Below are 21812 nucleotides of genomic sequence, written 5' to 3'. Positions count from 1 at the left end.
TCCAGAACGCGAAAAAGGGCCGATCCTGAGGACCGGCCCCTGTTTCTGCTCCGGCCACACGGGAAAACGTGCGGTGGAAAAACCGAACTGCTTATTCAGCAGCGGCAGGCAGCGCATCCACAGAAACGTGTACGCGGCCTTCTGCACGGCGTTCGAAGCGAACATTGCCGTTAATCAGTGCAAACAGGGTGTGGTCTTTGCCAACACCAACGTTTACGCCGGCTTTCACCTTCGTGCCACGCTGGCGCACGATGATGTTGCCAGCAACAACCTGCTCGCCACCAAATTTCTTGACGCCAAGGCGGCGTCCGGCGCTATCGCGCCCGTTACGGGATGAACCGCCAGCTTTTTTTTGTGCCATGACCTAAGTCCTCCGTGGTCTTAACCAGTCTGAATCCCTAATGGGTTCAGGCTGCGTTGATTTCCTGAATGCGCAGAACGGTAACCGGCTGGCGGTGACCATTTTTACGGCGGCTGTTCTGCCGACGGCGCTTCTTGAAGATGATGACCTTCTTGAGGCGGTCCTGAGCGATAACGGTTGCCGTTACCTTTGCGCCAGCCACGGTGGGGGCGCCAATCTGGGTGCTGCCTTCGCCGCCAACGGCCAGAACTTCATCAAATGTAACGGTTGCGCCGGCTTCAACTTCCAGCTTTTCAACCTTCAGTACCATGTTGGGCTCAACCCGGTACTGCTTGCCGCCGGTGCGGATAACTGCGTACATAAACTGTCTCTTCCGATCTCTGGATTCTCGCGGCACCATTTAGATACAGGCGAAAATTCTGGTCGCTTTTTCTTCTTTGGCTGCACAATGCGCGCAGCATGGTTCCATCTGTGTGGATTAGGGCGGCTTTTTAAGCGGTGAGGGTAGGGCTCGTCAATAGAAATATAGGGTTCATGCCTTGCATGGGCTATAAAAGCGTGTCTATAAGCCCGCGATATAGGAGAGATGCCGGAGCGGTCGAACGGGGCGGTCTCGAAAACCGTTGTGCCTTTATAGGTACCGAGGGTTCGAATCCCTCTCTCTCCGCCAGTAAATCAATAAAGCACCAAATAAATTAGTATTTTATGGCGTAGTATTTAGATGCTTCCATCATCTGTTCTGCCTTAATGATATCTGGTCTTTTGCTGCGTTGAGAGTCTGTCTTCAAGCCAGGTCGGAGCATTTCTACCGACAAAACATCACATACACCTGCTTAGCGGCTGACGCAGGATAATGGCCCGTTTCAACGTCGAAGATCTAATACTCAGATCCTGAGCAATACGCTCACGCGACAGACCGCTGCTCAAAGCTAAACGCACTGCCTTGTGTCCGAACTCAAGTTCGTTATCTGATTCCGCATTAAAGATGTCTATGCCGATCAGAAATTACAAATGGAAGTGTTCATCCGCACGGTTGGTATCTCGCAGGCTACATGAGAATTGGGCGCGCCAATATCTCTACAATACGTGCTGCTTTCTGCTCTTGGAGCAGATCAGCGCTATCGCATAGTCCTTCAGAATAGGGAACTGCCCGCTGCTGCTCCAGCGCATGATTAAAATGCCTCACATAGAAACCGAAATCATCTGTTAAAGTGTCAAAAATCAGCCAATTAATGAAGAAGCATCACAAATATGGCGCTATAAGCACGCAAATAATCTATTGCTCATCAATAATAGAGATCATTTAGGGAGTATGGTTGGAATTATCCCTTTCTTTGCAATTATTTAATGATGGTATTGCAAGAAAGGGATAATAAAAATTTTTAATTTAACAGACTATTTATTTTGATTTGAAGTAAAAACCTTTCTCCAAAAGCCTTCACTTGTTAAATGCGTTAATGATTTCTGATATTCAGTTTTGGTTGACTGAAATTTGCGACAAAAAACAAAAGAAACTTTTCCCCAATCGCGTAAATTTTTGAAAAACTTTTTCTTATTATATTCAGCAATATAGCCTGTGTGATCAGGCGTTATATATAAAATGCGCTTATATCGAAAAACACGACGGAATACAGCATGGAAGTTCTTAGACTCCACTAGTGTTTTGTTTTTCATTAAGAAATTTGGAAGAAGGAACCCGTTTAATGTGAGTATTCTACAAAAACGGCGTTTTCTACTTTCGTGCAAACCCCGCCCATATTCGGCATCTTTGGGAATGTGTATAGGTTCACATTTCTCGCCTGGTGCAATCTGAGACAAATGCTTGCGCACATTTGCCATGTCGACATTGTTTTCCCAGAAAGATGGTCCTTTAAGCACATCTCGAACAGCTTCAATAAAAGCTTGTGCGCCACTGTAATTATAGGACATGTCTGAAGTTATCACGCACCCGAATGATGTGCGTAACATTTTCCATTTACTGGTATTCGTACCTATTATCAGGCACATTAAATGTGCACGTAAACTAAGGTAACGATTGATAGGGCTTTCTTTGATGCCAAAGTCATCAGCCCAGCCGCCAATTCCGTTGAGTGTCATGATATTAAAATGGTTTGTAAGACCAAATAACATATCATCCCCACGCACGAAAAATGGGAAGGACAGGTGGGTAACGTCTTTTATGCGGAAAGCAAAATGCCACCAGCCTCCGTATGTTACGGGTTCAGGAGTTTCAGCAACAAGAAGATCGTGCACATGGCGCATATCTAAGCCGTGCTTCAGGTTGACGACACCTGTGCCTGCAATACGTGCCCCTTTTTCATGAAGTCGAAAAGGCTCTGCTTCTCGTAGCATAGAACCTGCAACGGCGAGATTATCTACCTTTCCGTATTCCAGAATATGCAGCGTGCGGCGTATAGATTCCATTTCACACGAGGCATCATCATCCATAAAAAGACAATGCGTAAAGTTTTCGTCTTTTAGATAGAGTAATCCACGTGTAAAGCCGCCGGAGCCGCCCAGATTTTTACTGGGCAGTAAAATAGCATTTTCCTTTTCTGAATCTTCAATATTTTGCGAATTATCTACGACAATAAGTTCAATATGATCTTTATAATAAGGATCATTTAAAAGTTCGGTTGAAATGCGATGAATAGCCGGCAGAACATAATGTTTTCGATTGTAATGAGTAATAACAATACCTAGCCGCACTTTGTTGCGAGGTTTTGTTCTGGTGAAAAAATAGCCGCCAGTAATTTCTGCATCCGTAAGTGCACGCACTTCTAGATATAGCATACCATCATGAACACGGTTCCAAAATGGCAGATCCATTTCATATGGCGTATCAGAGAGTTCTATATCGTTTTCATATAACCATTGGTCTGCTCTGTCTAAAACATGCAAACCAAGACGAATACGTACTTTTCCCCGTCCTGTTAGAGAAAGGCCAAGATCATCAATTTGGCAATTTTCTTTCCATGGACGTATAGATAGGGAGTTGAAAAACGTATCAAAAATAGCTATCCCGCCCTTGACTAGCTCTATAGATTTCTTATTGAGTGAGGCATAGACTTTTTCTTCGTTCCCTCGAAAATACATATTTTCAGGGCATACTATATCGATGTTAGGGAACACGATTTGCTGAATTTTGTACATCATACCCTATATGTAAATAAAGAAAAGATTTTTTTCACATACAACGCAATCAGCAAAGATACAAATATTATTTAAGATAAAAACCAATGTTGTTTAGATTTTTCTACTAAATTAGGCAATGAACAGTTTTAGTATAGATTGCTTGCTTTCTCAGTTCAAAGAAGATGCGGTAAAACTAGGTTCCTGATTTCGGGATAGACTTAATATAATAACGTAACATATCTCCCCGTATATTTCTTAATTATTATAAAAAATGAGATCTATAAGAGTAATCTGCTCGCAAGATTTTACGTTCTTTATGGTCTTCTGACGTGTTTTGTATGTTCAGTGTTATCGTGACAATTGCCCCGTCTACTCATCTAGTGTTCTAGGTTGTGCACCCATTGAAGGTGGCGCAGCCATGTTAGTGGACTGGCAGTTTCTTTTTTTCATCTGTATTCTTCGCGGTCAGAGTTTGCTTTATAATGCTCAACATGTTCGAGGATAAAACGAGTGAGCATTATTTTTGAAGAAGACGGCGCCGAAAGCGTCGATCTTTCCATTATTGTTCCAATGTACAACACCGAAAAATATATTTGTGAAACATTGAACTCCCTTGTTTCATCGGATTTCCAGAATCTGGAAATCATCGTTATGGATGATGGGAGCGAAGATAATTCTTTGCAGATTGCGGTAAACTGGTTCCAGCAGCGCAAACAGGCAGGGAAAGTTCTGTCCCATAAAAATCAGGGGCTTTCTGCATCCCGCAATGAAGAGATAAGGCTTGCACGTGGAAAATATATCACGTTCTTTGATAGTGATGATATCTGCGTCGCCGCGACGTACAGAAAAATGCTTCATGTTCTGGACAGGAACCCGATTGATTTTGTTATTGCCAGAGGTGTTTCCTTTGATAACAATACACAGGCAGTTAGCGGCTTCCCAGATTCATATGTATGGGACAGCATTCTGCAGGGGCGTACAATCCATATCTCTACGCTGATGCAGGAACCCAGAATTGCCCGTCTGGAATCCAGTTCGGTATTGCGTATTTTTAAGCGTGAGTTTGCTGATCAGCAATCAGCTGACATTCCCTGAAAAATTGTTCTTCGAAGATGCAGCCTTTCATGCCGCCTGTATGCTTCGTGCAAGGCGGGTTGTTCTCTTGGGTGAAACCCTACTGTTTTATCGGGTTGGCAGGGAAGGGCAGACAACGGGTTCTTTCGGTAAGAAGCGTTTTAATATGCTGCGTATCCTTGATATTATCAGAGAGGACGTTGAGCAGAATGACGTGCCCGACAGCATTGGGGCCAACCTGATTGGTCTGCTCGTTAGAATGGTTGTGTGGTGCAGCGAGTTCTGTGCCTATGATGACAGACCAACTTTTATCCTAGATGCAGTGAAAAGGCTGAATGCCTTTCCAAAAATGTGGATACCACTTTACGCCAGCGATTATGCATACGATGACTGGGAGCGGGAACTCTGCGCCGCAATAACATCATGCGACTATGGAAAGCTGGCCAAGATTGCAGAAAATGTTCCTGAGGACAAAGCTGATTTTAATAAAAATGAGGATGCATCATTAATTGGTGCAATATTGGATAACAAAAAAATGCACTCTATTTTTAAAAAAGCTAATCGACGCATAAAGAACATTACCCAATCTCTAAAAACCAGATCAGGTAATTAAGTCATGATTAAAGTTCCTTCCCTAAGCAAGATTGTTAATCAGATCAGAACTTCCCGTCTGATTGACGTAGAAATGCTGAACGATGATATCTGGCGTCTGGAAAATGCTTTTTTCGGCTCAGACTGGCGCCCTTATGCGCCGCAACCGGATATTTTGCTTATTGGTGCCCGATCTGGTCTGGAAATTGCGCTTGCGCTATGGGCCAATACGGCTGTGCACGTTTATGTTGTTGAAAGCTGCGCATCTCATAGAGAAACTATTGAGAGCCTGTTCCCTGACAGAGTGCATTGTTTTGCCAGTGTTCACGAGTTTCTGGCTAGTAAGAAAGGCATAAAACTCAGCGGCATGCGGGTGGATGTCGCCTATTTCGACGCTGATGAGGTAACTGCCGTTCTGGAAAACACAGATGTCCAGCACATCTGCTGTGAAATGAATGAAGACCAGCAGGATCCTCTGGCGCTATATCGGTTTTGTCAGAGTCATGTGGACAGTTTTTATTTATATATGTTCAACGGGCGATATGGCACTGCGGGTAGGCGCATGGACCCCAGCATTCCCGAAGTCTCTGTTGTGGTGGCGGCGTATGGGGTGGAAGCTTACCTGGACGAATGTGTTCAGTCCCTCGTTTCACAGACCATGAAAAACCTTGAGATCATTATCGTTGATGATGGCTCGAAAGATCGCACAGGTATTCTGGCAGATGAATGGCAGAAGCGTTTTCCTCAAAACGTAAGAGTTATACACAAGGAAAATGGTGGCTGCGCATCTGCGCGGAATGCAGGGCTTTTGGCCGCCAGAGGTGAATATGTTGCCTTTGTGGATGGAGATGACTGGGTTGAACCACCCATGTATGAAGATCTTTATCGTGCGGCAGCCTTGCGTAACGCAGAGATCGGACAGTGTGGTTTTTATGAGTTCTACAGGAAAGATAAAAAAATACTGCACCCGACCGCCTATGGTGCAGATGGTCCAAATGGCACAACCGGCCTGGTGATTGATCCGCAGGATTATCTGACCCTGATGCCTTCAATCTGGCGGCGGATATATAAAAGATCATATCTCAAACAGTATGGTATCCAATTTCCTGAGCATATTCGTCGGCATGATGATCTGCCATTCGCTTTCCTGACCATTTCCAGAGCAAGACGTATCAGCGTAATTCCTGACTGTTATTATGCTTATCGCCTCAACCGTCCGGGGCAGGATGTTTCTGCTACCGATAGACGGATGTTCATTCATTTCGAGATTTTCTCTTGGCTCTACAGTCAGGTTCGTCCGTGGGCGTCCGCCAGAATCATGGAGCAGATGAAACGGGTTGAAATCGGCACGCATGCATGGATATTGAGCCGCCTGGATCAGCCTTTACGCCCTGAGTATCTGCAAACTGCACTAGCAGGCATTGAGAAACGATATAATGGTTATGATGTTGGGTTTAACTGGAAAGCCCATCTCCAGAAAGCAGCGGAGAATAAAGAGGCTATTGAGTCATAACCCAAGAACGTAATTCATTATTTTCAGGATAGTTTCCTGGTTTTCAGGGGGCTTTGCACGAATGTTTTTCATATTTGTGCAAAGCCCTTTTTTTCTTTCTATAAATTCAAACTTCTTTTCTGGAATGACAGCAATGCTGCCTTTGGAAATCTCTTTGATAGCTTGCGGAATATTCAGATCATCAGCTTTCATGACAGGCCATAGACTGCCCATTGCCGTAATACCCGCATGTTTGATCTTATAGTAATCATTCTCATACAAAGCTACGCCACCAATTCCCATCATCGCATAGAAAAAGTGGACGTGATATCTTGATGTGAAAACAAAACTATCAGGGTGATATGGCAACCCTTTTTCCAACATGGAAAATGTGGAGACAAATTCTACATATATTCCATATCGGTAAGCTTTTTCCAGAAAGCTGCGATCTAACTGGTGAATGTCTTCTGGAGCTGCTTCAAATATGAGAATTTTTCCAAAACCGGCTTTTTTCATGGCCGTTAGTGCTTCATCGGTAAAAAAACCACCAATGACACTTAATCCTGAAAAAAGATGATTCTGTAAGGATAAACCGATAAATGGCTGGCTGTAATGAAAGTTATAAACAGATTCATCGCCTGCAAAATAGAGTATAGCATCGTCTCCGGTACAGGTGGGAGATCCTGATACTTCTTCCGAATACTGCTCTCTTGTATCTATTTTTTCGAGGCTTCCGAATAGCGTCCTGAGCTCATCGTGTTCAGTCTGCAAAGCGGGAAGCAGCCCTTGGCCTGTTGCAATAACAGGAACTTTCAGTTTCCAACCGGCAAAACGGGCCAGTCCCAAAAGTGCATAATTTATGGGCCAGAGAGCATTAATATACCCTCCACCAACAAAATGTATGGATTATATATTGGTTTCTTCAAAAGGCTTTAGAACCAGATCAATATCCTCAAAGGTTATGCTTCCCTTGTTGGTGTAGATGGTTTTCAGGTCAGTCACAGCCTGCCAGAGACTTAGATGCAGAGGGGCGGACTGAACATCGCTACCCAGATCAAAGGTCAGGCAAGGGTTTCTGAAACCATCGCAGATCAAACGGCCTTCAAACTGTGCCCGATAATAAAGTGTCCATATCTTCAGGATAGCTTCGTCCCCAAAATTGGGGCCACCAATAGCTCCAATGAGATATCTCTCTGTATCCACGTTTTCGCCTTTGGTTTTTGCAAACATGCTTTTCATCTTCTAACAGGCTGTTTCAAAAGTGTCTAAATTGTCCAAAAACGTGTGTCGTACTTAAAGGTTTCTGTAAGTTTTTGCTTACGTGAAGGCAGGAATGTCGCCCGCTGCACGGGAGAGCGGCTGATGTGCCGGATGGGATTGAAGGCGTTATGCGTGACAAGGATGTCAGAACCTTCTGGCCTGATCTGCAACGCCCGTGTCCACAAGATATAGCGCAGTGCCAGTTCTATGAGCCAGATATGCCGCCGCCTCGTTCGTAGGGTAGGGCATTCAGGGGCGCGGTGGCCCACGCTCCTGAATAATCTTTCTGGCAAACTGATGATTTGAGGGCGGCCTCTAAACTCAGTCAGTCTACTTTTTGGCAGCCGTAGCAAACAGAGCCGAAATTGCATTTTGCGCTTCGGTCTGAATGGTTTTGAGGTGTGCTTCGCTCTTGAAGCTTTCAGCGTAGATTTTATAGACGTTTTCAGTGCCTGATGGACGAGCCGCAAACCAGCCATCCTTGGCCGAAACTTTTAGGCCGCCAATAGCCGCCCCATTGCCGGGAGCGTTCGTCAGGGTGCTGATGATTGGTTCACCCGCCAGTTCGGTCATGCCAATTTGCTCAGGAGACAGGTTTTTCAGGATAGCCTTCTGCTCAGGATCGGCTGGCGCATCAATACGCGCGTAATATGGTGTGCCGAGGCGTTTGGTCATATCCTCATATGCAGCACCGGGATTGCGCTTGGTGCGGGCTGTCATTTCGGCTGCCAATAGGCCGAGGATGATGCCGTCCTTGTCTGTGCTCCATACTGTGCCATCACGGCGCAGGAAGGATGCGCCTGCACTTTCTTCTCCACCAAAGCCTAGCGTGCCGTGGTACAGACCATCCACAAACCATTTGAACCCAACAGGAACTTCTACCAGTTTGCGGTGAATTTTCTTGGCTACACGGTCAATCATGCTGCTGCTTACCACCGTCTTGCCCACGCCTGCATTGGCGTTCCAGTTTTCGCGGTTGCTGAACAGGTATTCAATCGCGACAGCCAGATAGTGGTTGGGGTTCATGAGCCCGTATTTGCCTGATACAATGCCGTGGCGGTCTGCATCCGTGTCATTCGCAAAGGCGATGTCGAACTTGTCCTTCATTTCAACCAGACGCGCCATGGCGTAGGGGGAGGAGCAATCCATGCGGATTTTTCCATCCCAGTCAGCGGTCATGAAACGGAAAGTCGGGTCTACTTCCTTGCTGACGATCGTGGCGTTGATACCGTATTTATCTATAATCGGCTGCCAATAATCCACTGCGGCGCCGCCTAGCGGGTCAATGCCGATAGAGATGCCGGATTCACGGATAACATCCATATCCACTACAGATGCCAGATCATCCACATATGGCGTAATATAGTCATGGCGCTTTGTGGTAGGTGCCTTTAACGCATCTTCAAGGCTAATGCGCTTTACGCCTTCCATGTTCTTGGCCATGTAGGCGTTGGCTGCGGCTTCTACTACCTTGGTAATATCGGTATCCGCTGGGCCACCATGGGGGGGATTGTACTTATAGCCGCCATCTTCGGGAGGGTTATGCGATGGTGTAATCACTACGCCATCAGCCAGATCGCTGCTACGGTTGCGATTATAGGTCAGGATTGCGTGTGAGATGACAGGCGTGGGAGTGTAGCCATCCTGCGCATCAATGCGAACTTCCACACCATTGGCCGCAAATACTTCCAGCGCAGATTTCAGCGCAGGACGAGAGAGGGCATGAGTATCAATGCCGATGAACAGCGGCCCGGTAATACCTGCATCTTTGCGGTAGTCGGCAATTGCCTGACTGATCGACAAAATGTGGTTTTCGTTAAAGCTGGTGCTCAGCGAGGATCCACGGTGCCCCGATGTGCCAAATGCCACGCGCTGTGTTGCAATGGCGGGATCGGGCTTGCGGGTATAATAGGCATCCAGCAGGGTATCTATATTAACTAAGCGGGATGGATCGACCGGCTTACCGGCAAATGGGCTTATGCTGGGCATTGAGTGCTCCCAAAATACGATACGAATAAAGTATATATTCTATAAATTCTTACAGGTGGATACAGGCAGCGTCCACCCGCAAACTATTCCTGCATGGCAGAGCCAGATTAGGTGGAGAAAAGGAAGGTCTCAGACTGGAATATTTGTGTCCGAAGTATGGCAGCGATATTGGAATATATGAGGGTTTATTGATGTTTATTACACAAAAACAAACAAAACATCCTCAGGGTGATATAATTTCAATATTAAAATCAAATTCTTAAATATAGTGTGTCGTTATGTGTGCAATATTTTTTGCCCGGTTTGTGTTTAAGGTAAAGAGTGTTCAATTTTGTGTTTTGCATGAGTGTCTTTTTTATTCATTATTTTAATAAAAATTACAAAAAATATAAAACAAATTCTATTAATTTATGTAATGATTTTATGTCTGATATATTTTAAATCATTGATAACAATATAATTTTCATGTTTTACAAATGAATTGAATACATAGTGAGAATATAAAATAATACATATCATTTTTCGGATAAGTGATCTGATATGTTCAGAGAGTTCTGGAAAAATTTCAACAAATGTGATGAATGTTCTTCCACGATTAACATAACAAAACATAATCAGATTCTGTTCGCCATTTTAAAACATAATTAACGATATCTGATTATGAAGAAGTATTCGAATAAGGAGTGGTCGTGGTTGCAGATAGTAATGTTTTGTCAAATGTTGTTGTTGGAAGTGGTGAAACAAGCACATTTATGAACGGAACTATTGTAGGTTTAACTGTTCAAAATGGTGGTTCCTTTACCAACCTTGCTACGGTGTCAAACGTAACGGATCAAGGTTCGTTTGAGAATTTTGGTTCGGCGCAAAATACTGTTGTTGAAAGTGGCGGCAGCTTTCAGAATACAGCCACCGTTACGAGTGTGACTGTGCAAGGCAGTGGTGGATTCTATAATTACGGTAAAGCCAATAATGTTTCTGCTCAGTCTGGCGCAATATTTGAAAATAGATACGGCACTATTTCATCTTTGTCGGTGCAAAGTGGTGCCGATGTTGATTTTATGGGAGGGGCAGGAAGCTCGGTTACAGTTGATTCAGGCGGATCTGTAGGGGCAGAACAATCTGCCAGCCTTACAACCGTAACAATGACAGCGGGCGGAAGCCTGGAAGTTTCAGATGGTGCTTCTGCAACGGATGTTACGATTACAGGAGATGCCGAAAATACTCTTGTTGTTGGTGATAAGGGTTATGTTTCTGGCGTAAATGTTTCAGGGAATACGCCGCAAACCAGTACTGCATCCGAAATTCACGATGTTATTGTGAACTCAGGCGGTGTTGCCGATGATGTAACAGTTTATCATGACCATATGGTGGTGAATGATGGTGGCCTGGCATCCGGTGTCACTCTGACTAATGCTGGCATTACCGTACAGAGCAATGGTGTTGTTTCTGCTGTGACCGTAACGAGCCAAGGCTCGAACTACGCAAATGGCGCATTTATTGATGGCGGCGTATCGTATGATGCGATCGTGAATAATAATGGTTTAATTGTAGAATATACAAATGGTTCAGCATACAACACCACTATCAATAATGGTGGTGAAGATGCTGTTCTGAATGGTTTAAGTGAATCCGCAATCGTTTCTTCCGGCGGCCTTCAGTTGGCGAAAACAAAAGGGGTTACTTCTGGAACAATACTGGATGGCGGGCAGCTTCAGGTAAGTGCTGGTGGTATTGCATCTGGCACAACAGTGAATGCCGGTGGCCTTGAAGTTGTGAGCTCGGGTGGCACAGCTATTAACCAGACTGTAAATGCCAGCGGCACCGTAGATATTCAGTCTGACGGCAGCGCCTCCAATACTCTGGTTCACCGCTATGGCGTAGAGAATGTTGCTCAGGGTGGTGTTGTCAGCAATTTCACCATTGATATGGGGCGGCAGAATAACGCCGGCAGTGCCGTAAGTGGCCTGATTGAGAATTTGGGTGAAGAGCGCGTTCAGTCTGGTGGTTATGATGCCGACATGACAGTTACCGGCCACGGGCATGAAGTGGTGAGCGCGGGTGGTACTGCCGTAAACACAATTTTTAATGATACGGGTTTTGGCTTTATTGCAGGCACACTGGATAATGCCACGGTAAATTCCGGTGGATGGATCAATGTTTCATCGGGTGGCCTAACATCTCACACAACAATTAATGGAAGCGGGAGCGAATACGTAAACGCTGGCGGCAGTGCTGTTGATCAGACGGTAAACGCTCATGGCACGCTAACAATTGCATCCGCCGGTATTATTGGTGGCATAACCGTGCTGAGCGGCGGCGCATTGAGCGGTGGCGTTTTAAGTGCTGGAGCAAAAGTTTCTGCGCTATCTGGAGGTTACGAAAACGGCGTAACAATTACAGCAGGCGGATATTCCGAAGTTGATTCAAAAGGCACAGCCACAAATATCAGCATTGTAGATAACGGTATCCAGACTGTTGCCTCTGGTGGTCTGGTCAGTGGTTTTGAAATCAACCATGCCCGTCAGTATGATTGGGGCAGTGCCGTTTCAGGCACAATCTCTAATCTGGCTGAAGAACGTGTGATGTCCGGCGGGCAGGATAGTGACATGATTGTCACCAGCCACGGGCATGAAGTTGTGAGTGCTGGTGGTATCGCTTATCACACCACGTATAATGTTACCGGCTTTGGCTATATCAGCGGTTCTGCTGTGAGTGCTGTTGTGAATTCTGGCGGCATAGAGTTTGTGCAGAATGGTGGCGTTGCTACATCTACAACAGTCAACAAAGGCGGCCTGGAAGATGTTGATACAGGCGGCACAGCAAAAGGCGAAACCGTAGAAAGCGGTGGCACGCTCGACGTTTATTCCCAGGGTTCCTTGCAGAGTGCTAATGTGTTTGGTGGCACGGTGGATGTTAACTCTGGTGGGTCTGCTGCAGATGTAAATGTTGCCAGTGGCGGCAGGCTGAATGTGCAAAGCGGTGGTGTGCTGAGCGGTACAGAAGCTTTGCAAAATGGTGGCAAAGCCACCATATGGGCCGCAGCTGGTGGGGTTGTTGATCTGGAAGGTAGCACCAATACCGGGCTGACCTTGGATGGTATTGATACATCTTCCGCCACGACAGTTACGACAGAAGTGACTGGTTTTGACGGCAATTCTGCCGGAAACTCGGACGGTATTGTGCTTGCCGGGGTTAAGGCAGCCGATATTACCTCCACCAGTTATTCAGCAGATGGTAATTACGTCACCTTGTCCTTTAACGAGGGCGGATCTGTTACGCTGCATATTGATGATGTCAGCAAGTATGGGTACGAACTTTCTTCTGATGCGGATGGCAATGCCGTTTATGAAGTCTGTTTTCTTGCAGGCTCCATGATCCGCACACTGTCTGGTGATGTTGCAGTTGAAACTTTGCAGCTGGGGGATAAAGTTCTCACATTTGCAGATGGTCAAAGCACTGTTCGTAAAGTGACATGGGCTGGTAAGGCGCATGCCAATGTGCGGGCTGGTCTGCCAGATGATGAGGCAGGATACCCAGTGCGTATCCTTAAGGATGCCATTGCAGATGGCGTGCCTTACAAGGATATGCTGATTACATCTGAACATTGCCTGTTCTTTGAAGGCAAGTTTGTGCCTGTGCGCATGTTGGTGAACGGATCTTCCATCTTTTATGATAAATCTATCACCTCTTACGATTACTATCATGTAGAAACAGAAGAACATTCTGTGATTACAGCAGATGGTATGCTGACAGAAAGCTACTTGGATACCGGTAACCGCCGGGCGTTCCGTCAGGCTGGCTCTGTCATGAGCATGGGCGGAAAAGTCAAAAGCTGGGAAAAAGATGCTGCAGTAGATTTGTGTGTGGATCGTGCTTTTGTGGAGCCGCTGTTCCGCAAATTGGCAGACCGCTCAACAGGTATTGCAGAGCATCTGGTGGCTGAAGCACCGCAGGTTCTTACTGAGGAGCCAGACTTGCATCTGGTAACAGATAAAGGCGCCATTGTGCGTGCCGTGCGGCGTAACGGCCAGCGGTATAGCTTTATGCTGCGTGCAGGTACACGCTTTGTACGCGTTGTTTCCCGCGCTGCACGGCCTGCCGATGTCATCGGGCCTTTTGTGGATGACCGTCGGGTTATGGGCGTAGCTGTAGCGGATGTGCATCTTGCCGCAGCCGGAAAGCAGCATGGCATCATCGCACATCTCAAGCAGGACAAGCCCGAAGGCTGGCATGAAACGGGTTGGACAGATTGCGCATGGACAGATGGCAATGCCTTGTTGCCCTTGGAAGATCATCTGATCGGCCATGAAATAGCGCTGCTTTCCATAACAATCCGTGCTGCAGGGCCTTACATTGCGAACACTGAAAAACAAGCTGATAGCAAAAAGAGTTTTGCTTAATTAAAGAAAGTGTTTTCATGGTCAGCCTGGTGTCAATCAGGCTGACCATGAATCTATCTGGGTAATAGGTTAGCTGGTATTTTTAGAATACCTGTTGTTGCTTGGTGTCGTTTATATTCATACAGAAAACATAAAATATATTATGAATTTCAATTACGTTTAAATAGTATTTCTTTTAATAAATTAAACTTATAATACGTATAAACATAATATGTTATGTGAAAATCATATATAAAATATCTGAGTATTGTATTTTTATATTGATACCAATCAATAAACTCTAAGGTTCATAGGTATATACACTTGTCTTGCGGCATGGTCTGTGATGCCAGCCGCAAAATAGGAGGCGAGTTACTATGCCAAAATCAGTAGTTAATCCCGAATTCCTTCCCATTCTTGAGAAAATGCCATCTTTTGATGGTCTTTCGTCGCTTTCACTGCCAGAAGTGCGAGAAGTTTTTCTAACATCTGTGCGCCTTATAGAAGGTCGGCCTCTGCCAGATGTTATCACGCGGGAAGAATACGTACCGGGGTTGAACAATGCCCCAGATGTGCGTGTGGTTGTTTATACGCCGCGTGAAGTGCAGCCCAATGCGCCTGCCATGGTTTACATTCATGGTGGCGGTCTTGTTTCTGGCCATCCAGAAGTGGATGACCCCAAATGCCAAAAGCTGGCCAGTGATCTGGGATTTCAGATTTTCTCTGTAGATTATCGGCTGGCGCCTGAGGTCAAATATCCCGGTGCGATTGAAGACTGTTACGCAGTGCTGAAATGGGTGCATGAAAACGCCAGCAAACTTGGTATTTCGCGTGATAAGGTTGTTGTTGCGGGTGAAAGTGCAGGTGGTGGTTTAAGTGCAGCGCTGAGCCTGATGGCGCGTGACAAAAAAGAATACAAACTGGCTTTTCAGTTGCTTATTTACCCCATGCTGGATGATCGCACGGCAATAAACAGTGATCCGGGCGCCAATTTTGGCGAATTTGTCTGGACACGTTCTGCCAACAAATACGCATGGCAGGCTTATCTGGGTGATAAAGCGGGTGGCCCGCAAACGCCGCCATATGCAGCGGCTGGCCGTGCAACTGATCTGGCAGGTTTGCCTCCCACCTTTATTGGTGTGGGATCAATGGATCTGTTTTTGAAAGAAGACCTTGATTACGCAACCCGCCTGATGGCAGCGGCCGTGCCAACGGAAGTTATGGTGGTGCCGGGGGCGTATCATGTGTTTGATATGTATGTGCCAGATGCCGAACTTTCCCGTAGGTTTATGGATGCCTACTGTGCAGCACTTAAACGCACATTGAATCTGTAATACCAACAGTGCCTGACAGGTTGTTTAGCCTGTCAGGCTGTGGTGTTAGCTTTACCCACCACCTCTGCATGAAGCCATTTCTCTGGTGGAAACTGCTTCCGATGCAGCCTTGCGAAGCTGCAAGGCACAACTTTGCGCAGAAATAATCATTCTTTGTGCGCTAGCAGAAAAGGGCAATCTGCCGCCGCTTTTGCCTGCTGCAATAAGAGCAAGATCCTTATACGCATCTACAAAAATATTTTGTGCAACACTGCCAATATCCTCACAGCCGCCTAAATCTGTCGGCTGGAACATGTTTTTTGCGCGAAAACAAAGCAGAGAGATCTTTTTTCCGGCTGAATAAGATGAGGCAGCATTGACTCCATTATTGGAGAGATAGGCTTGCACATCATCTATGCCTGATGGGGATGAGGCATAATCAACATAAAAATCTTCCCCTGTTTGAGAAACAGAAAGAACCGGCCCGGTAATATAGATGGGCTTGTCCATAGGAAAATCTGTGGCCGCCGTAGAGGAATGAGACTTCCAGTGTGCCCAATAGGCTTGGGCCGTTACGGGTGTTGGGCGCGGAAAAACAGGAGCCCAATTTATAAGGCTTTTGCCGCCGCTTAGAAATGTTTTGATATCATTGGTCAGTAAAATGGATGCTGCATCAACATAAGGATAGGCATCATCAACAGTCTGCGGCGCAGAAGAGGCCATAACTGGTGTTGCCCATATCAGCATGGCAACCAGAAGTAACTTTTTCAAATTCATCTCCCTTCTTTGTCCGCAATTATATCTTCGGAGAGAAGAAGAGGGAGCCCCAGTCTACATTTTGGTGGCAGGTGGTTTTGGGCCACCTGCCTGCGCAATTTTCAGGAATGTGCGGCAATAACGGTTTTTGCCAGAGATTCAATATCAGAGGCTTCTACGCCCTCTGGGTTGCGCTCTGCTTTTTTGGCTACTTCGCGCTCGGCTTCACCAGCCTTTACGCCGCCTTTCAGCACATAGTTTGCAAGTTCGCGCACTTCTTCCTTGGTTGCCAGCTTGGGCTGCTTAAGGGCGCGTTCTGCCAGATGGAAAAGGGAGCTGGTTTCGTGCGGTGCTTTATCAGTCATGGAAAATATCCTTTTTGCCTTGATGCTTAAACCTAAGCATTTGTTCATTCTACGAAATGGGGATGCCTCCAGTATTCGGCTACGGGGGCAGGCCGGATGGCAGCTATGTGCTGCGCAGATTACATTCGTTAGCGCAGGAAAACTTTTATTCCGCTGGTGTTATTTTTGTTCGTACATCCGTAAGATACAATAGAAACTGGCCCTAGCAGCACTGCCGAGGAATGGATGAGATATTTATGGTCAGGCATGCGTGCATGTCTGGATCGTGCTTTTGATATTTCTGGCCGAGGGTCCAGTATCCCCAAGGAGGTTGTGGCAGGTATCACCACCTTTGGGGCTATGGCCTATATTATGGCGGTTAACCCCAATATTCTGGCCTCTGCCGGGTTAGACCAGCATGCCATGGTTATCACCACAATAGCTTCTGCTGTTGTGGGGTCTTTTATTATGGCCGTGGGGGCTAATCTGCCTATCGCGCTGGCACCAGTTATGAGCAGCAACGTGGTGTTTGCCCAGATTGTTGTTGTGCGTATGGGGGTGCCACCGGATCAGGCCTTTACCATGGTGTTGTTGGGTGGGCTTGGGTTTCTGTTCCTCTCCCTCACGCCGTGGCGGCGTAGAATTGTTGAAACATTCCCGCTTTCAGTCAAACAGGGCATTCATTTTGCTATTGGGGCCTTTGTGGCTCATATCGGCATTGTAAATGGGGGTTTGGTAACCAAGGGCGGGGAAGGGTTGGTATTTGGGCAACTGTCCAACCCCGTTGTGTTGTTGGCCTTGGCCGGGGTTTTTCTGGCCATGATGTTAAAATGGGCGCGTATACCTGCGGCCATTTTACTGTCTGTTATTGCAGTAACCATTGCCGGGCTGTGGGTTGCGCATCCAGATGGCAGCAGGGTTACACAACTGCCAGCACATTGGGTGGATTGGCCTTCCTACCCGTGGTTCATGTTATTCCCGTATGATTTTCACGGCCTGTTTGCCAATCTGTTTCTGGTTTTACCCATAACGCTTTATTTCTTTTTGGGTGATTTTTTTGATGCCACGGGCACCATGATGGCCGTGATGCAGCGTTCTGGCCTGAAGGATAAGCAGGGGCAGCCTTTGCTGGCAAAATCGGCTTTTGTGGCAGATGCAACAGCCAGTGTTATTGGGTCTGCTTTAGGCACGTCCACGGTTTCAGCGTATCTGGAATCTCTGGTGGGGGTGGAAGAGGGTGGACGCACGGGTCTGACAGCACTGGTGGTGGCCTGCCTGTTTGCTGTGTCCTCCATCTTGTGGCCGCTCATCATTTGTGTGCCTGCTGTGGCAACAGCACCGGCCCTGATTCTGGTGGGGTTGGGTATGTTGGGCAGCCTGCCGGATCTGAAATCTTTGGCTGTGCAGGAGCGGGTTATTCCGCTGTTTATGCTGCTTGTTACCGTGCTGACGGGTGATTTTATGGTCAGTCTGGCATTTGGCTTGCTGCTGCACACAGCCTTTGTGCTGACAACCCGCAAATGGGCGGAACTTACCCTGATGCTCTGCGGGCTAGACTGTGTATTTATTTTGTATCTGGTGCTCTCATCCAGATTGGGTAACTAAAAAACAAAACAGGCCGCCATGGATATGACAGCCTGTGCTTGAGTGTATCAGAACCCGATAACGGCATCGCCACCAAAGGTAAACATGCCGTTGTTTCGGCCACCGTTAAAAGGCGTGGTGCCGTTAAGGGAACGATCAAACCGTATTTCCGGCCGCAACTGGAAGACGCGCACGTGGTGCCCCAAATCTGGATGATACACGACGTTTAAGGACAGATCTCCATACGTAGTGCCGTGGCCAGATGGGCCAGCAACGGTTTCTCCACCCGTGCCAGCCAAGGCTTCCATATAGGAATTGTTGCCGCGGAAGGTGGCCACCATCATGTTGTTATTATCGCGGTAGATTTCCCCACGATAATTGAAGGTGAACTCCTTGTTGATCTTGTAGCTGAGGAAGCTGACAAAACTTTCTGCATCAGCACCAGCAAACTGCCCGCGCGCCCCAATGCCACGCACGCCTTCATCATGCAGATAGTTGAATTCTGCAGTAACAGAAAGCTTGTCGTTGATAGCATAGGTGGCGTTGATATCGTTCCAGAAGCGTTGCGCATGGTCTGCTTCATAATGTCCGACACTGCGCCATGAGTTTTCTGGCCCAACGCGGCTGAGCTCTACAATGCGTAGTTTGCCATGTGCCAGATTGTTAAGGTTAAAGCCAAAATAGGCCGCAGGCATGTGGTTGTTATCAGAATTGCCAAAGGATGTCTGGTTGCCGGTATCAATCCCGAACGTTACATCCACCATGGGTGTTACGTGCCAGTTAAACATGGCGCCGATATGCTCAAACGGCACAGAATATTCAGATGTATAGGCAAGCGTATAAAAGGCGCGGGATGTCGGGTCCAATCCTTCAACACCCATTGGGGCCTGCAGAATACCAACCTGCATATCCAGCCCACCTTTTGTCAGCCACGGCAGATGGACATCTACATGTGCTTGGGCGGGAATAAGCTGGTAACGCGCCTTCCATTCCTGATCTGAAATACCCAGCACATGGTAGTATCTGGCATCGGAACCATACAGCCCCTCCAGCGTGAAGCCGATTTGATAGTCGTTCAGGCTGGAATCAATGGCTTTGGAGATGGTGAATTCAGCTTGGTTGAGTTGTACCTGGTTAGCATGATCAGCCAGAAAGTCCCCGTAGTTATAGCCAGGGTTGGGGCGTGCCGGGTTGGCCATGATACCGCCTTCAATCTGCCCCGTAAGGGTAATATCAGACAGCCAGCGGCCCAAGCTGGAACTGCTTGTTTTCAGGCTTGTAAAGGGCAGAACCTGCGCGTGTGCTATTTTGTGCATGACAGGAAGCAACAGTGAAGATGCAGAAAACAGCAAGAAAAGTTTTGTTTGTTTGGGAAGCGTCGTCATGGAGGGTATTTCCCCTTCAGCGCGGCAGGTTGTATGGCCAGATCACTGGGAAGTGTAGATAAAAACATTCCGAAAAAGAAATAACAAAGAAATGATATATGTTATCCGCTGATAGAGTAATTTTATGGGTTATAGTTTTTGCCGCATTTGTTGCCGTAGGTCGTTACAGCGCTTTGTATAATGTGCTGCCTTAAACGCAGTAATAAAGTTAATGAAAAATGCCGCCGCTAAGGAGAGGAACGAAAGTAATGTCAGTAACTCTCCTGATGTTCTGATTGGGTCATCGTAATGCAAGCCAGAATACCACAACAGGCTTATGCTCACGATTGCACCAATAAAGCCGAAAACACCCGTCGTTTTAATCATGGAATCTTCCACGGTTTCAAACTCTGATGTTTCACGCCACAGGTCAAAAAGCTGGCGGTCTATTTCTCCTACCGCGCCAGCATGGGCGGCTTTATCTTCTGTTGTCACTTTGTGTGGGTTCTTGCGGTAGATTTCCAGCTCCTGCCGTGCCTTGGAAAACACACGGCGGCGTTCCTTAATGGCGGGGATGCTGATATCCACAAAGCTGAGAATAGCAACATTCAAGCCAGCGGAAAGCTGGATGATAGCCTGAAAATCCCCCCAAGAAACAGCCATTACGTCCCCGTTTGTGGTAGATGCTGGGGGTGTTTTAGCGTTTGAGGGGCTGGCTGAAAAAGGTATAGCCAGCATGTCTGCTATTCCGCGGCAGGAAACATGCTGGCTAAGTGTCTGTTATTTAAAGCGAGAAGTTACTTCTGCAATACGTGCGCCGTAAGCTGTTGCTGTATCCAGATCCCCGCTGGGAATTTCATCTACGCTGGCATCAGATGGGCTTTGCACCAGTAGGCCAGCGGCACCACCCAGCACGTTGAGATCTGCTTTTGTAGCGGCTTTGGTGTTGGAAGGAAGCAGGTCAAGACTGATCCAGATTCCACCGTGTTGAGCCGCCAGAACCTGAAGCCACGCCATGGTGCAGCCTTTATCTCCCACCGGGCTGGCGCTGTTTGTAAAGCCAGCAAACAGCTTGTTCTGCCACCCACGATTAAACCAGATGCGGGATGTGGCATCTGCAAACTTTTTAAACTGCCAACTGGCATTGCCCATATAAGTGGGGGTGCCAAACACAATGGTTTTGGCTTTATCTAAAGCTTCCCAACTGCTTTCTGGCAGATCACCATTTTGATCAATTTCCAGCAGTGTAGCGTTGGCACCTTTGGCAACGTATTCTGCAACCCGGCGGGTATGACCAAACCCAGAATGATAAATCACCACAATATCAGACATCTATTTTACACCCTTGCAATCAAGCTGGTTAGAAAAAGCAACCACAACACAGATTGGCGGTTTTCCATTCCCTCGATAAGAGTGAATTTTGACAATTCATCTCACACTCTCAGAGTGAAATAAGAGTGTCTGTTATGCTGATATAAAAAACGCCGCAGGGTGAATGCGGCGTTTGTAGAGAAGATTAAATCTGTTCGATTGTTGAGAAATCGAAGTTTTCCCCTTTGGGGTTTTCTCCCAGCCGGATGCTGGTGGGCGAGGGCATGGAATAAGGCGGGACAGGCAGATTATACGGAGCCGGTGCGCCTTTATAAACGCGGCCCGCCAGATCAAACTTTGATCCGTGGCACGGGCAGCCATAGCCACCACATGTATCGGCCGTGTTGCCTGTAGGTTGGTTAAGGCCCGGCACGCAGCCCAAATGCGTGCAAATACCCACGTAAACGCCATATTCCGGCACAAGAGAGCGATGCCAATTGCGGGCATAAGCGGGCTGCTGGTTTGCAGTGGATTCTGCATCCCGCAGTTTTTCAGCCAGAGCGTGGTCTTGCAGCAGAGCAATTTCTTCCGGCGTGCGGCGCATGATAAAGACAGGCTTGCCCTGCCAAACAACCGTCATCTGCTGGCCGGGAGTGAGCTTGGAAATATCAACATCCACTGGCAGATGGGCGGATGCACTATCCTGCGGCTTCAGGCTTTGCACAAACGGAACAGCACAGGCCGCCAAGCCTGTAACTGTGCCAGCCGTGGTTACAATTCCCAAAAAGTCACGGCGTCCGGGGGCTTGTTCTGTTGCTGCGGTTTCTTCGGTTTCGCGTGTCATGCTGTTCGTGCTTTC

Annotated in this window: 18 protein-coding genes and 1 tRNA gene; 7 read left to right on the top strand and 12 right to left on the bottom strand. The window is 47.1% G+C overall.

Annotation, left to right across the window (positions count from 1 at the left end; all coding sequences use genetic code 11):
* Nucleotides 1-91: 91 nt before the first annotated feature.
* Complete coding sequence (rpmA, locus tag EOV40_RS08745; RefSeq protein ID WP_050818283.1) at nt 92-361, bottom strand: 50S ribosomal protein L27; 270 nt, start codon at nt 359-361, stop codon at nt 92-94.
* Nucleotides 362-407: 46 nt separating this feature from the next.
* A complete protein-coding gene (rplU, locus tag EOV40_RS08740) occupies nt 408-722 on the bottom strand; it encodes a 50S ribosomal protein L21 (RefSeq protein ID WP_003623027.1) in 315 nt (104 codons plus the stop codon).
* Nucleotides 723-941: 219 nt separating this feature from the next.
* On the opposite strand from rplU, the gene EOV40_RS08735 reads away from it, so the two are divergent.
* Nucleotides 942-1031: transfer RNA gene (locus EOV40_RS08735), tRNA-Ser, on the top strand.
* A 725-nt stretch (nt 1032-1756) separates the two neighbouring features.
* On the opposite strand, the gene EOV40_RS08730 is transcribed toward EOV40_RS08735, so the two are convergent.
* Nucleotides 1757-3517: a glycosyltransferase family 2 protein gene (locus EOV40_RS08730; RefSeq protein ID WP_128105681.1), complete on the bottom strand. Its 1761-nt coding sequence runs from the start codon at nt 3515-3517 to the stop codon at nt 1757-1759.
* A 489-nt stretch (nt 3518-4006) separates the two neighbouring features.
* On the opposite strand from EOV40_RS08730, the gene EOV40_RS08725 reads away from it, so the two are divergent.
* The 3 genes from EOV40_RS08725 (at nt 4007) to EOV40_RS08715 (ending at nt 6674) form a co-directional block, all read left to right on the top strand.
* The gene (locus tag EOV40_RS08725; protein ID WP_128105680.1) at nt 4007-4591 is read left to right on the top strand and encodes a glycosyltransferase family 2 protein; all 585 of its coding nucleotides are present in this window, start codon (nt 4007-4009) and stop codon (nt 4589-4591) included.
* Nucleotides 4554-5183 carry a hypothetical protein gene (locus EOV40_RS08720; protein ID WP_128105679.1) on the top strand — a complete coding sequence of 210 codons (630 nt, stop codon included), beginning with the start codon at nt 4554-4556 and terminating at the stop codon, nt 5181-5183. The genes EOV40_RS08725 and EOV40_RS08720 overlap by 38 nt, the downstream gene beginning before the upstream one ends.
* A 213-nt stretch (nt 5184-5396) precedes the next feature.
* Complete coding sequence (locus EOV40_RS08715) at nt 5397-6674, top strand: glycosyltransferase (RefSeq protein WP_167506864.1); 1278 nt, start codon at nt 5397-5399, stop codon at nt 6672-6674.
* On the opposite strand, the gene EOV40_RS08710 is transcribed toward EOV40_RS08715, so the two are convergent.
* The 3 genes from EOV40_RS08710 to pgm form a co-directional block, all read right to left on the bottom strand.
* Nucleotides 6669-7499 carry a hypothetical protein gene (locus EOV40_RS08710; RefSeq protein WP_128105677.1) on the bottom strand — a complete coding sequence of 277 codons (831 nt, stop codon included), beginning with the start codon at nt 7497-7499 and terminating at the stop codon, nt 6669-6671. The genes EOV40_RS08715 and EOV40_RS08710 overlap by 6 nt on opposite strands.
* Before the next feature lie 60 nt (nt 7500-7559).
* A complete protein-coding gene (locus EOV40_RS08705; RefSeq protein WP_128105676.1) occupies nt 7560-7883 on the bottom strand; it encodes a hypothetical protein in 324 nt (107 codons plus the stop codon).
* A 360-nt stretch (nt 7884-8243) separates the two neighbouring features.
* Nucleotides 8244-9902: a phosphoglucomutase (alpha-D-glucose-1,6-bisphosphate-dependent) gene (pgm, locus tag EOV40_RS08700; RefSeq protein WP_128105675.1), complete on the bottom strand. Its 1659-nt coding sequence runs from the start codon at nt 9900-9902 to the stop codon at nt 8244-8246.
* Between the two features lie 752 nt (nt 9903-10654).
* On the opposite strand from pgm, the gene EOV40_RS08695 reads away from it, so the two are divergent.
* Nucleotides 10655-14302 (top strand): Hint domain-containing protein, encoded by a 3648-nt coding sequence (locus EOV40_RS08695; protein WP_128106232.1) that lies wholly within the window; start codon nt 10655-10657, stop codon nt 14300-14302.
* Between the two features lie 356 nt (nt 14303-14658).
* The gene (locus EOV40_RS08690) at nt 14659-15615 is read left to right on the top strand and encodes an alpha/beta hydrolase (protein ID WP_003624578.1); all 957 of its coding nucleotides are present in this window, start codon (nt 14659-14661) and stop codon (nt 15613-15615) included.
* Nucleotides 15616-15666: 51 nt separating this feature from the next.
* Here EOV40_RS08690 and EOV40_RS08685 read toward each other — a convergent pair whose 3' ends face one another.
* Together EOV40_RS08685 and EOV40_RS08680 are read right to left on the bottom strand one after the other, a co-directional pair.
* Nucleotides 15667-16371 (bottom strand): hypothetical protein, encoded by a 705-nt coding sequence (locus EOV40_RS08685; RefSeq protein WP_128105674.1) that lies wholly within the window; start codon nt 16369-16371, stop codon nt 15667-15669.
* Between the two features lie 101 nt (nt 16372-16472).
* On the bottom strand, nt 16473-16715 hold the full coding sequence (locus EOV40_RS08680) for a hypothetical protein (protein WP_050818276.1): 243 nt from the start codon (nt 16713-16715) through the stop codon (nt 16473-16475).
* Between the two features lie 225 nt (nt 16716-16940).
* Here EOV40_RS08680 and EOV40_RS08675 point away from each other — a divergent pair, with 225 nt between their 5' ends.
* Nucleotides 16941-18299: an NCS2 family permease gene (locus EOV40_RS08675; protein WP_128105673.1), complete on the top strand. Its 1359-nt coding sequence runs from the start codon at nt 16941-16943 to the stop codon at nt 18297-18299.
* 47 nt (nt 18300-18346) lie between these two features.
* On the opposite strand, the gene EOV40_RS08670 is transcribed toward EOV40_RS08675, so the two are convergent.
* The 4 genes from EOV40_RS08670 to petA all read right to left on the bottom strand — a co-directional run bounded on the left by EOV40_RS08670 (nt 18347) and on the right by petA (nt 21797).
* A complete protein-coding gene (locus EOV40_RS08670; protein ID WP_128105672.1) occupies nt 18347-19663 on the bottom strand; it encodes an outer membrane beta-barrel protein in 1317 nt (438 codons plus the stop codon).
* Nucleotides 19664-19792: 129 nt separating this feature from the next.
* Nucleotides 19793-20380 (bottom strand): hypothetical protein, encoded by a 588-nt coding sequence (locus EOV40_RS08665; protein WP_208729133.1) that lies wholly within the window; start codon nt 20378-20380, stop codon nt 19793-19795.
* Between the two features lie 42 nt (nt 20381-20422).
* On the bottom strand, nt 20423-20974 hold the full coding sequence (locus tag EOV40_RS08660) for a flavodoxin family protein (RefSeq protein ID WP_128105671.1): 552 nt from the start codon (nt 20972-20974) through the stop codon (nt 20423-20425).
* 184 nt (nt 20975-21158) lie between these two features.
* Complete coding sequence (gene petA, locus EOV40_RS08655) at nt 21159-21797, bottom strand: ubiquinol-cytochrome c reductase iron-sulfur subunit (protein ID WP_003624571.1); 639 nt, start codon at nt 21795-21797, stop codon at nt 21159-21161.
* Between the last annotated feature and the right edge of the window lie 15 nt (nt 21798-21812).

The organism is Acetobacter oryzoeni (genome assembly GCF_004014775.2).
GTDB lineage: Bacteria > Pseudomonadota > Alphaproteobacteria > Acetobacterales > Acetobacteraceae > Acetobacter > Acetobacter oryzoeni.
This window is presented reverse-complemented; position numbering and strand designations above follow the sequence as displayed.